Genomic DNA, 13,580 nt, shown 5'->3' with positions numbered 1-13,580 from the left:
CTTATCCCTACTATATGAGCGTATGTAAAAAAACATGATGTTCCGCCAACCGTTTAGACGACTTCCATTTCTTTCGTGGATTGCCCGCCAAATGCTTCGAAATGAATATGGTCTGCTGGAATTCCCAGCTCTTTTAAAATATGAATGATCTCCTGTGTAAACACCGGGGAACCGCATAGATAAAATTGGCCTTTCCCTTCTCCGATCACCGATTGAAGAAATGGACGATCAATGCGGGAAGCCGCTTTCTCAACAAGCTCACCCTTTCCAGACTGCGCAAATTGTTCATTACATAGAATGATGCGCCCATGGGTAGCTGAAGCTAAAACGCGTTCAAACTCATTTTCAAAAGCGGTGACATCCTCTAGTCGATCAGCATGAATCATCGTAAATGTCTGGCTGTTTTGTGCCGCAGTTTTCACTAAACCAATCATTGGTGTGACACCAGATCCAGCACTGATGAAATGAACAGGCTCATTTATGTCATCTTGCAAGCAGAACATTCCCTGCGGCATACTCACTTGAAGAACGTCCCCTTCTTCCATTTCATCATGCAAAAATGTGGACACATGACCATCACGCTTCACTGTAATACGGTAATAAGATGGATGATGTTCGTCTGATAAGCTGTATTGTCTGCTGCACATATAGGCTTCTCCTGGCATATCTGTCTGAACCGTAATGTATTGGCCTGCTTTATACATTGGCAGCTCTGATTCATCTTCTGGTACTAAATAAAAGGAGATAAGCGATGGAGATTCTTGCTTCTTTTTCTTTATCACAAACGGCTTCACATCTGCCCATCCGCCTGTCTGCTTCACATTTTCATCCATCATTTCTGCTTCAATGGTAATGAAAATATTCGCAATGATGTCATATGCAGCTTTCCACGCTAATAAAGTGTCATCTTCTTCTCTTAAACCAAACACATCTTTCATCGCTTCAATCAGGTGATATCCGACAATTGGGTACTGCTCTTTTTTGACCATGACACTGACATGCTTATGGGCAATTTGTTTGACCACAGGAAGTAATTCCTCTAATCGATCAATGTGCAGTGCAGCTTGATATAGTGTCGCAGCAAGTGCCTCTGGCTGACTTCCGTTCATAAGATTTGTTTTATTAAATTGATTGAGCAGCTCCGGGTGCTGGCGAATCATATTTTGATAAAAAACAGTGACAAGTTTGGTTCCCTCGGCTTTTAATAGAGGAGCTGATTGCTTTATTGCATTCATTTGATCTGTAGATAACATCATCATTCCTTCTTTCAAAAGAAGTATTTTAAATACATCTTTATCGTAATGGAAGACAGTCTCTAAAAGCAATATTTATAATACATGTTTTAAATGTTGTCACATTTCACACTTTCTCGAACAGTTTTTGTCTAAAATGTGTTACGATGATACAAAACTCTATTAGGTTTAGAGGTCGTCAAAATGAAACTTACGAATTACACAGATTTCTCATTAAGGGTACTCATTTATTTAGCATCAAGAGAAAACAATGAACTGTCAAATATTCAGCAGATTGCCGATGTTTATGGCATTTCTAAAAATCATCTGACGAAGGTGATTTATCATCTTGGAAAACGCGGGTATGTAGACACGATTCGCGGAAGAAATGGCGGGATCAGGCTTGGAAAAAGCCCAGAAAGCATTAACATTGGAGAGGTTGTCCGTTATACAGAGGATGATTTAGTCATGGTTGAATGCTTTGATCCAAAGAAAAATGGCTGCATCATCTCCCCGATTTGTTCATTAAAGCATGTACTTCATGAAGCACTCACTGCTTATTTAAGCGTTCTTGACCGATACACACTAAAAGATTTAACACAAAACAAAGATGCTCTCAGGGAGCTCCTGCTTTAAGGCGAAAGAATTTTATTCTTTCGTCTTTTTCTTTACCTTCTTGTAATAATAATTTATTTAAAATTATTATAAATAAATATTGACTATCATGTTTGATTCAATATAATTAGGGTATATAGATTGCTAGAAAACACTTTTTGTTTACAGGAGGAGAAAAGAATGACAAATTCAAATCATAAAAATTTGACAACGAACCAAGGCGTTCCTGTTGGCGATAACCAAAACTCAAGAACAGCTGGTCACCGCGGACCTACCTTTCTTGATGATTACCATTTGATTGAAAAACTCGCACACTTTGATCGTGAACGTATTCCAGAACGTGTCGTTCATGCTAGAGGCGCCGGCGCTTACGGTGTGTTTGAAGTAGAAAACAGCATGGAGAAACATACAAAAGCAGCCTTCTTAAGTGAAGAAGGAAAACAAACAGACGTTTTCGTTCGCTTCTCCACCGTTATTCATCCAAAAGGTTCACCTGAAACCTTACGTGACCCGCGCGGCTTTGCTGTCAAATTTTATACAGAAGAAGGCAACTATGATCTCGTTGGTAACAACTTGCCGATCTTCTTTATTCGTGATGCATTGAAATTCCCTGATATGGTTCACTCTCTCAAGCCAGATCCTGTAACCAATATTCAAGATCCTGACCGTTATTGGGATTTTATGACCTTAACACCTGAATCCACTCATATGCTCACATGGCTCTTCTCTGACGAAGGAATCCCTGCAAGCTACGCTGAAATGCGCGGTTCTGGTGTGCATACATTTAGATGGGTGAACAAATACGGTGAAGCAAAATATGTGAAATATCACTGGAGACCTTCTGAAGGTATTCACAACTTATCTATGGAAGAAGCAGCAGAAATTCAAGCGAACGACTTCCAGCATGCGACAAGAGATTTATATGACCGCATTGAAAAAGGCAACTTCCCAGCATGGGACTTATATGTTCAGCTTATGCCGCTTAGCGATTATGATGAACTTGATTATGATCCATGTGACCCAACAAAAACGTGGAGCGAGGAAGATTACCCGCTTCAAAAAGTTGGACGCATGACACTCAACCGCAATCCTGAAAACTTCTTTGCTGAAACAGAACAGTCTGCTTTCACGCCAAGTGCATTTGTTCCAGGAATTGAGGCATCTGAAGATAAACTGCTTCAAGGCCGTCTGTTCTCATATCCTGATACGCAGCGTCACCGTCTTGGTGCGAACTACATGCGCATTCCGGTTAACTGCCCTTATGCACCTGTACACAATAACCAGCAGGATGGCTTTATGACAACGACTCGTCCAAGCGGTCATATTAACTATGAACCAAACCGTTATGACGATCAGCCAAAAGAAAACCCTCATTACAAAGAAAGTGAGCCAGTTCTTCACGGTGACCGTATGGTGAGACAAAAAATTGAAAAACCGAACGATTTCAAACAAGCTGGGGAAAGATATAGAAGCTACTCTGAAGAAGAGAAACAAGCATTGATTAAAAACCTAACGGCTGATTTGAAAGATGTAAATGACAAAACAAAATTACTTGCAATCTGCAACTTCTATCGTGCCGATGAAGATTACGGTCAGCGATTAGCGGATTCACTTGGTGTGGATATTCGCGCTTATCTTCAAGGAAGCATGAAGTAAATCCATCTCGAAATAAATCGTTGGACAAAGGGCTAAAATGATCTTAATTTTGGCCCTTTGTCTTTTTTTGAGCGTGCTAGTAAAGGCAGTTATTGAGGGTTTGTCAGAACGCCTCGAGCACCTTTTACAAAAAATGTGCTTCTTTATAGTCGAAACACGTTAATACTAATCAAATGACCGGTCACCGGATGAAAATAAATTTCTGCATGTGCTGCAAAGCGAGTTGTGCCTTCCTTAACAGTTACGCGAAACACATCTTTTGTCTGCTCATCATTTACTTCTGTCCGGCCAATGTAATGATAATCGTTTAAAGCGGCACCTTTATATTCATCTTGCAACGCTGTGTACGCGAGTCTTTCCCAATTTTCAAACGGCTGCACCGCTGCTTTTGATGCAGGATGAATCATCAAACTGCCAAGCAAAACGATTCCTGCTGCAATAAGCATCCACCATTTCGGCTGCATGATATCATTGATCTCACTTTCATATATGTTTTGTTTAGGTTTAGCAGGCTGGTCCTTTTTCATACATGAAGCAATTATTCAGCCTATAATTCCCGGTACGCAATTCATGCGGACACCAACTTTTCCCCTGAAAAAGTCGATATGATCCGAGCAAACTAATGAGGACTTCTCAAGGGAAAGGAGAAGGTTTAATGAATGTGGCGGATTATGATAAAGCACTTTATTATACGCATCGCTCGCAATGGGATAATTTACTTATTCTTATGGTACGTACGCAAGATGATCTGCTCTCGAAACGTATTGAGCATTTCTTACATGCGTATCAATTTAACCGGAACGATGCAGATGTTGAAAAATGTTTATATGGGCTCCTGCAGTACATTGACCACGCTTCAGAGGCTGCTGCTTCTGAAGTTTATTCACAACCGATGTACACATAAAGAAAAAGGGCTAGAATGAAGTTTATTTTAGCCCTTCCTTTTTACATACAATTAGCAGTGCGCTGTGATTGGAAACATAAAGTGGCCTTTTGCCCAATGTTCCTTTGTGTAAATAAATAGTGCATCCTCGTCATTTGGCTTCGTAACTGCGTGTAAACCTTCAATTGTCGTATCAGGCGTGAAATAAAAGATCACTTTTTCCGTTGTTTCCTTCACAATGCTTTCTACAACTTCTTGTACATTTGGTGTTTGAAGCGAAATGATATCGAACACATGCATCGTTTCATTTTCTTCATTCATCAGCACAATGGTATCTAATGCTTCAATATAAAAAATGGCATCCGGCCATACTAATGTAAAATAAAACATCAATAAGCTGCTGTGATGCTGAGCATCCAGCTTCATTGAGTGAGTTTGCCGCTTTTCTGCGAAACGTTCAAGTAATGAGAGGTCTTGCTCCAATGTCAGCTTTTTAACATCTACGCCTTTTTTTATTTGAACAGCGCTTTTATTGATATTTAAGCTAAATTCACTTTCGTGATGACGGGTAAAACCAAATCTCGGATAAAAATCTAACACAGTTTCATTAGCAAAAAGAAAGATGACATCACACTCATTTTTGTATTCATCCATGATATGCTGCATTAACTTTGCCGCTAATCCTTTACGCTGATAGGCTTGATCTGTCATAACAGTGCCGATTTGAACTGCTCGATACGTTTGCCCATCAATGATCACTGACATAAGATAGACAGAAGCGTTAGAGATTACCTTCCCGTTATGTACAAAGGAATAAGGTATATATTTTTCATCCCAATAGCCTCTTTCGTACCAGTCACTAAAATCCAAATCAAATGTATCGATCGCAAGCTTATTAAAGCTCTCTTTTAATTTGACATCATGGCGATAATCACTTACTAATTCATATTTTCCCACTTTGATTCCCTCCCATTTTAAATTCACCTGTGATTGACCAGTTCATCACCTCCTATAAAATAAAAAAAGACTTGATGAGCATCCACTCGTCAAGTCTTTTACGTTTTTCTATTAGAAATTAGACTATACATGCCTCTCTTTTTACACAAAAGCGCACATCAAATAACCAACATCTGTGCTCTTTTTTATTCAATTCATTGAATTGAATGTGCGCTTAAAAGTTTTAGCATAACGACTAAAATCCTTTCTGTCATAGCAGCTCTTTTGGCTGATTTTTTTGATAATCCACTGCATACAGAGCCGCCTGGGTTCGATCTGCCAGCTCTAGCTTTGATAATACATGAGATACGTGCGTTTTGACAGTCTTTTCAGAAATAAACAGAGATGAGGCAATTTCTTTGTTGCTTTTGCCCTTTGCAATCTCAAATAAAACATCTCGCTCTCTATTGGTCAGCTCTTTCATCAATGCCCATTTCTGCTCTTTTGGCTCTGTCAGATGCTGCACAAGAAAGGTCGTGATATGACCATCTAACTGATAGGTGCCATTTTGTACTTCAATCATGGTCGAAAGCAGCTTTTCTGGTGCTACATCCTTTAATTGATAGGCTTTCGCCCCTGCTTGAATAGCGGGAATCACATAATCTTTATCCGCATAGCTTGTCAGGATCACAATGCGGGTGTCCGGCATTTCCAGCATCATTTGTTTCGTTGCCTCAATGCCATTCATGACAGGCATAGACAAATCCATTAAGACAATGTCAGGCTGAGTATCTCTGACAACCTCTAATGCCTCTTGCCCATTGGACGCCTCACCAACGATGTCCACATCAGGCTGTGTCTGTAAGAAAAACACCAGGCCTTTTCTCACAATATGATGATCATCTGCAATGACAACTCTCATGACGATCCCTTCCTTTCTTGTGAAAATGGCACTTTTACATGAATCGTTGTTCCTTTCCCTAACTCTGAATGGATACAAAATGTACCACCTGCTCTTCGGATGCGGTCAGACATCCCTTTCAGCCCAAGTGAAGGAAGGCTCATCTGCTCGTCATATTGAAAACCTTTTCCGAGGTCAATGATTTTCATCTCAAACGTGTCTTTTGATTGCTCAAGTTTGACCTCGACTTCTTCTACTTCCGCATGTTTTTGACAGTTATTCAGCGCTTCTTGACATACCCGAAACAAAGTTTCATTGTGAGAATGATCCATTTCTATACAGCCTGATAAAGATAAATTGCAGCGTAATCCTAAAAGCTGAGCATACTCTTCAATTGCTGTCGTAAACCCTTTTTCAAGGCCTCTTGGTCTCAGCTGCCAAATAAGTGACCGCATTTCAATCAGAGCGTCTTGTGACAAATGCTGAATAAAATCAATCATTTCCCCTAGATTCTGATCGCTTGTCATTTGCCGTGCAGCCTTAGCAGTCAGACTCACAGAGAATAGCATTTGGTTGACAGAATCATGTAAATCCTGTGCCAGCCGGTTTCTTTCTTGTAAAAGGGCGTGCTGCTGTTCATTTTGCACAAGCTTCATCCGCTGAATCGCTGTACCAATTTGAAGCGCAATGCTTTCAAGCAAATTCAGCTCTTCTTGTGTAAATGTGACTTTTCCCTTTGCCGCCACATTTAATAAGCCGAACGTACGCTTACATGCTTGTAGAGGCACCGTCGCATGATGTGTAATCCCTTCTGTATCTCCAAGCTTTTGTTCAATCGCCGTTTCAATCCGTTTGCAGTTCATAATATTGGTGGCTGATTGCAATGAGCCTTTTGTGTATCGATTGATGCAATAACAATCATTTTGACACATGAGCTGTTTTTGATGCTTTGCGAGTGCTTCAGGTAAAGAAACCTCTGCCATCAGTTCATATGACCCGTCTTTTTCTATAAAATAAATCCATGCTGAATGAAAGCCTGTGACATCCATCAGCATCTGGAGCACTTCATGGAGCGTTTCTTTCATTTCCATGCCTTCATTTAGCTTTTCAGCAATTTCTTTTAACGTTTTTAATGTTTCAACCTTCTCTTGGTATTCTCCCATACTGTTTACCCCCGGCATTTACAGCCTTCACTTATCATTACGCTCATTATACCATGAGTCCCCACGCGGCTCTTTCTCCAAAAGAATGATTTCTTCTCATCCTTTTGACTGAGAAAAAAGCCATCATGCATTCATACACGATGGCCTTGTCTTTCGTTATTTCGCTGTTTCTTCCACAATATCATAAACGACTTTCATCACTTCTTCTGACAGATGCTTTAGCTTTTCTTCACTATCTGTTAAAGATGTGCCTTTGACTGCAATATAAAATTTCACTTTAGGCTCAGTGCCGGAAGGTCTTAAGCAGAACCACGAACCATCCTCAAGGAAATATTTCAGCACGTTTGATGCTGGCAGATGAATGGTTTCCTCTTTCTTTTCAGCCACAAGATGTCTTTGACTTGATTGGTAATCCTCGATCACTGTGATGCGCTGCCCTGCGATGGCAGCTGGCGGATTTGTTCTAAAGGTATGAAGGATCGCTGAAATCTGCTCTGCTCCCTCTTTTCCTTTTAAGGTTAATGACTTTAATCCTTCACGGTAAAATCCAAACTGCTTGAAAATATCGACAAGCGCGTCGTACAAGGACTTGCCCTGTTTTTTATAGAAGGCAGCGACTTCAACGGCTAATAGTGCCGCTTGCACCGCATCTTTATCCCGGGCAAAGTCACCGATCAAATAGCCATAGCTCTCTTCATAACCGAATTGAAACGTGTATTCTCCGCTCTTTTCAAACTGCTTAATTTTTTCTCCAATAAATTTAAAGCCTGTAAGTGTGTCTATCGTGTCGGCACCAAAAGCTGATGCTACAGCACGCCCAAGCTCACTTGTGACAATGGTTTTCATCACAACAGGACGAGGCGGCAGCTGACCCAGCTTTTGTTTTTCAGACAATAAATAATGGAGCAGCAGGGCGCCTGTTTGGTTGCCTGTTAAGACGGTAAATTCTCCTTCGTGATCTCTGACTGCAATGCCTAACCTGTCAGCATCTGGGTCTGTGGCAATGAGGATATCGGCATTTTGTTTTTCGCCAAGCTTGATGGCGTACTCAAATGCTGCATGCTCCTCAGGATTCGGCGAGGTCACTGTTGAGAACTGTGGGTCTGGTTTTTCCTGCTCAGGCACAACCGTAACATGCTGATAACCTAGAGCCTGAAGTCCGTTTCTGACAGGGTGATTGGCCGTCCCATGAAGCGGAGTAAACACGACTTTGACATCGACCTCATGTGCCAGCTCAGGGTGCACACTTATGGTTTTTAATTTTTCAATATAAGCATGGTCGATTTCTTCTCCGATCATTTTGATCAGCCCTTGCTGTTTCAACGTTTCTTCAGAATCAACTGAAATCGACAGTTCATTTTCAATTGCATCTACTTCTTGAATGACTTGATCTGCTTCAAATGGAGGCAGCTGCCCGCCATCTTCACCATACACTTTATAGCCATTATATTCTGGTGGATTATGACTTGCTGTCACGACGATTCCAGCAAATGCATGCAGCTCACGAACCGCAAAGGAGAGCTCTGGTGTCGGACGCAATTCATCGAATACGTACGTTTGAATGCCTTGTGAAGCAAGTGTTTTGGCTGCTTCCATCGCAAATTCAGGCGATTTATGACGTGAATCATATGCAATGGCGACGCCTCTTTTTTTTGCATCCTCTCCATGTTTCGCAATATACGCAGCAAGACCTGCTGATGCTTTACGAACAGTGTACACATTCATTCGGTTCGTGCCTGCACCAATCTCACCGCGCATTCCTCCAGTGCCGAACTCAAGGTTTTTGTAGAAACAGTCTTCAAGTGCTTGATGATCATCTTGATGCGTCTCCAGCCATTCCCTTAGTTCAGTATCCAGGTGCTTCTCATTGATCCATCGCTCATAACTCGTCTTCCAACTCATGGTCGTCCTCCCCGGCTCTTATCATCAATAAAATAACATCTACTGTTATTTTATATGGAATCACCCTTTATGTCATGCTATATCATTGGCAGTTGGAAAAAATGCAGAATAAATAAAAAAAGCCGATACATGATCGGCTTTTCCTTTTATTCAGCATCAAGCGGTACGACTGCTTCATGGAATAATTGATCTAATTCTGTTTGATGTTTCTGTTTTGCTGCTTCATCCCAGCCAAAACGCTCTGCCATGTAATCAACAACAGGCTGTGCGTATTTTTTTGCCCAATTGATATTAAATAATAGGCTTCCTGTTCTTCTTAAAAAGAAATCGACAGGTGTTACAGCTAATTCTTCTTCGATCGCATAGACAAGCTCTGCCAGCACATATGCTGGAATGTTTCGTTTGTCTGCTTCCCCTTGAAGCTGCTCTACTCGTTTGTAGACACTGCTGACGTTTGAACCATATTTTTCAGCTAATTTTTGTGCAATCGGTTCTGTTAAACCAACAGATGCTCCTTCTGCTGTTTTCGCTTGAACAAAAGCTGCCATGTTTTTAGATCCGCCTACATGACCGCCTGAGATTGGCATATGCTTTGTTTTACATGGTCCGTAATCTTTGCCAGTCTCTTGTTTCAATCCATCACGTACGAGATCGACAATATGCTCAGCCATTTTGCGATAGCCTGTTAATTTACCACCAGCAATGGTGATTAAGCCTGAAGATGATGTCCACACTTCATCCTTACGAGAAATTTCTGAAGGATCTTTGCCCTCTTCATGAATGAGCGGACGAAGACCGGCCCAGTTGGACTCCACATCTTTTTCTGTAATATTGAGATCAGGGAACATGTACTGAATCGCTTGGATAACATAGTCACGATCGGCTTTTGTCATACGCGGATGCTCCAGCTGTTTTTTGTATACTGTATCTGTTGTTCCAACGTACGTTTTGCCTTCTCTTGGAATGGCAAAGACCATACGTTTATCAGGTGTGTCAAAGTAGATTGCTTGTTTTAATGGGAAGACCGATTGGTCGAATACTAAGTGAATTCCTTTTGTATGCTGTAAGTGTTTTCCTTCTTTTGAGTGGTCCTTGTCTCTAAGCTGATCTACCCATGGACCTGTCGCATTGACGATCTTCTTCGCATACACATCGTATGTTTTCTTCGTCATAACATCTTCAATGACAACACCAACCACTTTGCCTTTATCATAAATAAATTCTTTTACTTTCGCATAGTTGACCGCTTCCGCTCCGAATTTCACAGCCTCTTTCATCACTTCGATTGTGAGGCGTGCATCATCTGTACGATATTCAACATAGTAGCCGCCGCCTTTTAAGCCGTCCTTTTTGACAAGCGGTTCTTTTGCAAGTGTTTCTTTCGCACTTAGCATGCTTCTGCGTTCGCTATGCTTTACGCCAGCTAAAAAGTCATACACTCTCAGTCCAATAGAGGTTGAAAACTTCCCAAATGTCCCGCCTTTATGCATCGGAAGAAGCATCCATTCTGGCGTCGTGACATGAGGACCATTTTCGTATACGATGGCACGCTCTTTACCGACCTCTGCGACCATTTTCACTTCAAATTGTTTTAAATAACGAAGTCCGCCGTGCACTAGCTTCGTTGAGCGGCTAGACGTACCTGCTGCGAAATCCTGCATTTCTGCAAGACCGACACGCATTCCGCGTGAAGCCGCGTCAAGTGCTGTACCAGCACCTGTTATACCCCCACCAATGATAAACACATCATATGGTTTTTTTGTCATTTCCTGCAGCATTTGTTCTCTTTCTAAGCTAGAAAAAGTCATCTCTTGTTCCTCCCATGTTGTACGGTAAAGAAAAAGAGACCGCAAACACCCAAAGCGTATTTCTACACTTCGGTGCCTGCGGTCTCTCCAGTTCTCCAACCGTTCTATTAACTTACTTGAAGTATACCATACTTTTGGTTTATTTGAAAGCTTGAGCTGCTTTTACAGCCTTTTTCCACCCGCTGTATAACGAGTCACGGCTGTCCTCTTCCATTTTAGGGTCAAAGCGCTTGTCAAGATTCCATTGTTTTGCAATGTCTGAACGGTCGTTCCAGAAGCCAACTGCTATTCCCGCAAGATAGGCCGCACCGAGTGCCGTCGTTTCATTAATTTCTGGACGCTCTACTGGTACATCCAGCAAATCACTTTGGAAGCCCATTAAGAAATCATTCTTTACAGCTCCGCCATCTACACGCAAAGTTTTTAATGAGATGTTTGAATCCTTTTCCATCGCATCTAAAACATCCTTCGTTTGATAAGCAAGTGATTCTAACGTTGCACGGACAAAGTGCTCCTTAGAAGTACCGCGTGTTAATCCGAATACAGCGCCTCTGACATCACTGTCCCAGTATGGTGTGCCTAGACCAACGAATGCTGGAACGACATATACGCCCTCTGTTGACTCAACGCGCTCCGCATAGGCTTCGCTGTCTTTTGAGTCTTTAAACATTCTCAGTCCGTCGCGCAGCCACTGAATCGCTGAACCAGCTACGAAAATACTTCCTTCTAAAGCATATTCAACTTTACCGTCAATGCCCCATGCAATTGTCGTTAATAAACCATGATCCGACTTAATTGCTTTTTCCCCTGTATTCATCAACATGAAACATCCTGTACCATACGTGTTCTTTGCCATTCCTTCTTCAAAGCAAGCCTGACCGAATAGTGCAGACTGCTGGTCTCCCGCCGCTCCTGCAATCGGGATATTTCTGCCGAAGAAGTGATAGTCTGTTGTTTCACCATAGATGTGTGAAGATGGTTTTACCTCCGGAAGCATAGAAGCAGGTACGCCAAGGATATCAAGTAGTTCTTCATCCCATTTCAGATCGTAAATGTTGAACATTAACGTTCTTGACGCGTTGGAGTAATCTGTGACGTGTGATTGACCGCCTGTCATCTTCCAAATGAGCCATGTATCGATTGTGCCAAACAGCAAGTCGCCATTTTCTGCTTTCTCACGAGCACCTTCTACATTGTCTAAAATCCATTTTACTTTTGTCCCTGAGAAATAAGCATCAATGAGAAGACCTGTTTTATTTCTAAACGTTTCATTGTGTCCTTGCGCTTTTAACTCTTCACAAATGCCTGACGTTTGTCTAGACTGCCAAACAATTGCATTATAAACAGGTGCGCCTGTATGTTTATCCCAAACAACAGCTGTCTCACGCTGGTTCGTAATGCCGATACCGGCGATTTGATCTGCTTCAATGCCTGATTCAATTAAAGCAGTTGAAATGACGGATAGAACAGAGCTCCAAATTTCATTTGCGTTATGTTCTACCCAGCCTGGGTTCGGAAAATATTGATTAAATTCCTTCTGAGCTGTATGTGCAATTTTGCCTTCTTGATCAAATAAGATCGCTCTTGAGCTTGTTGTCCCTTGATCTAAAGCGAGAATATATTTTTCTTTTGCCATGGTGTTTTCCTCCCCTTACATACTTTCATTTACAGCATTTGTTTGATTTTTCGTAGAGACATAGAGTCCTAACAATACCACAACTAAAATAACGCTTACAATCCAAAAGGCTGGAGTGATGTTCGCTTTAAAGGCTGCATTATAGAAAACACCGCCAAATGCACCGCCTAAAATTGGACCAACGACCGGCACCCACGCATACTTCCAATTCGATGGACCTTTACCTGGAATCGGCAGAATCGCATGAGCAATTCTCGGACCTAAATCACGTGCAGGATTGATTGCATAACCAGTTGTTCCGCCTAATGAAAGACCAATTGCGACAATTAAGAAACCAACTATCAGCGGATTGATTCCGTCTGCGAATTTATTTGCACCAATCGCTAAGATTCCTAGAACCAATACAAATGTACCAATGACTTCACTAAGTACGTTTGCAAAAGTATGCGGAATCGCAGGACCAGTTGAGAATACACCCAGCTTTGCACCTGGATCGTCTGTTGCTTTCCAGTGCGGTAAGTAATGTAAAAAGACAATAATAGCTCCTAATAATGCGCCAAGCATTTGACCGGCAATATACATTGGTACATCAGCCCAAGGAAAACTTCCTTCTAACGCAAGCCCGATTGTCAGTGCAGGATTCAAATGCGCTCCGCTGATTCCACCTGTTGCATAAGCTGCTATGGCTACTGCAAATCCCCATCCGAAAGCGATTACAATCCAGCCGGACTGATATGCGAGCGATTTCTTTAAATTGACTGCCGCACATACACCGCCTCCAAAAATAATAAGCAGCATTGTACCTACGACTTCACCCCAAAATGGTGTCATGAAAATTCCTCCTCTGG

At 41.7% G+C, this 13,580-nt stretch carries 12 protein-coding genes; 3 read left to right on the top strand and 9 right to left on the bottom strand.

Translation table 11 applies throughout. From position 1 onward, the window contains the following. Nucleotides 1-53: 53 nt before the first annotated feature. Nucleotides 54-1,259, bottom strand: a complete 1,206-nt coding sequence (locus tag MHI46_RS04815) for a globin domain-containing protein (protein ID WP_260775623.1) — start codon at nucleotides 1,257-1,259, stop codon at nucleotides 54-56. Between the two features lie 177 nt (nucleotides 1,260-1,436). Between MHI46_RS04815 and MHI46_RS04810 the strand changes: the two genes are divergently transcribed. Both MHI46_RS04810 and MHI46_RS04805 read left to right on the top strand, forming a co-directional pair. Beyond that, the gene (locus tag MHI46_RS04810) at nucleotides 1,437-1,868 is read left to right on the top strand and encodes an Rrf2 family transcriptional regulator (protein ID WP_039177468.1); all 432 of its coding nucleotides are present in this window, start codon (nucleotides 1,437-1,439) and stop codon (nucleotides 1,866-1,868) included. 159 nt (nucleotides 1,869-2,027) lie between these two features. Continuing rightward, nucleotides 2,028-3,503: a catalase gene (locus MHI46_RS04805; RefSeq protein ID WP_039177466.1), complete on the top strand. Its 1,476-nt coding sequence runs from the start codon at nucleotides 2,028-2,030 to the stop codon at nucleotides 3,501-3,503. Between the two features lie 143 nt (nucleotides 3,504-3,646). On the opposite strand, the gene MHI46_RS04800 is transcribed toward MHI46_RS04805, so the two are convergent. Then, on the bottom strand, nucleotides 3,647-3,910 hold the full coding sequence (locus MHI46_RS04800) for a YqzG/YhdC family protein (protein WP_228280007.1): 264 nt from the start codon (nucleotides 3,908-3,910) through the stop codon (nucleotides 3,647-3,649). Nucleotides 3,911-4,158: 248 nt separating this feature from the next. On the opposite strand from MHI46_RS04800, the gene MHI46_RS04795 reads away from it, so the two are divergent. Then, a complete protein-coding gene (locus MHI46_RS04795; protein WP_024426598.1) occupies nucleotides 4,159-4,407 on the top strand; it encodes a YhdB family protein in 249 nt (82 codons plus the stop codon). Between the two features lie 51 nt (nucleotides 4,408-4,458). Here MHI46_RS04795 and MHI46_RS04790 read toward each other — a convergent pair whose 3' ends face one another. The 7 genes from MHI46_RS04790 to MHI46_RS04760 form a co-directional block, all read right to left on the bottom strand. Next, a complete protein-coding gene (locus MHI46_RS04790) occupies nucleotides 4,459-5,343 on the bottom strand; it encodes a GNAT family N-acetyltransferase (protein ID WP_064498240.1) in 885 nt (294 codons plus the stop codon). A 250-nt stretch (nucleotides 5,344-5,593) separates the two neighbouring features. Next, nucleotides 5,594-6,244, bottom strand: coding sequence for a response regulator transcription factor (locus MHI46_RS04785; RefSeq protein WP_059375321.1), 651 nt, complete (start codon nucleotides 6,242-6,244; stop codon nucleotides 5,594-5,596). Then, the gene (locus MHI46_RS04780; RefSeq protein ID WP_039177453.1) at nucleotides 6,241-7,386 is read right to left on the bottom strand and encodes a GAF domain-containing sensor histidine kinase; all 1,146 of its coding nucleotides are present in this window, start codon (nucleotides 7,384-7,386) and stop codon (nucleotides 6,241-6,243) included. Before MHI46_RS04780 ends, MHI46_RS04785 begins: the two co-directional genes overlap by 4 nt. A 156-nt stretch (nucleotides 7,387-7,542) precedes the next feature. Continuing rightward, nucleotides 7,543-9,288, bottom strand: a complete 1,746-nt coding sequence (locus MHI46_RS04775) for a phospho-sugar mutase (RefSeq protein WP_260775622.1) — start codon at nucleotides 9,286-9,288, stop codon at nucleotides 7,543-7,545. A 146-nt stretch (nucleotides 9,289-9,434) separates the two neighbouring features. Then, nucleotides 9,435-11,096 (bottom strand): glycerol-3-phosphate dehydrogenase, encoded by a 1,662-nt coding sequence (glpD, locus tag MHI46_RS04770; RefSeq protein ID WP_047202870.1) that lies wholly within the window; start codon nucleotides 11,094-11,096, stop codon nucleotides 9,435-9,437. 139 nt (nucleotides 11,097-11,235) lie between these two features. Further along, the gene (glpK, locus tag MHI46_RS04765) at nucleotides 11,236-12,732 is read right to left on the bottom strand and encodes a glycerol kinase GlpK (protein WP_039177444.1); all 1,497 of its coding nucleotides are present in this window, start codon (nucleotides 12,730-12,732) and stop codon (nucleotides 11,236-11,238) included. 15 nt (nucleotides 12,733-12,747) lie between these two features. Next, a complete protein-coding gene (locus tag MHI46_RS04760) occupies nucleotides 12,748-13,563 on the bottom strand; it encodes an MIP/aquaporin family protein (RefSeq protein ID WP_039177442.1) in 816 nt (271 codons plus the stop codon). Nucleotides 13,564-13,580: the final 17 nt, after the last annotated feature.

Source organism: Bacillus sp. FSL K6-1000 (assembly GCF_038630785.1).
GTDB lineage: Bacteria > Bacillota > Bacilli > Bacillales > Bacillaceae > Bacillus > Bacillus safensis.
Note: the sequence above shows the minus strand (reverse complement) of the source record. Positions and strands in the feature narration are given on the sequence as shown.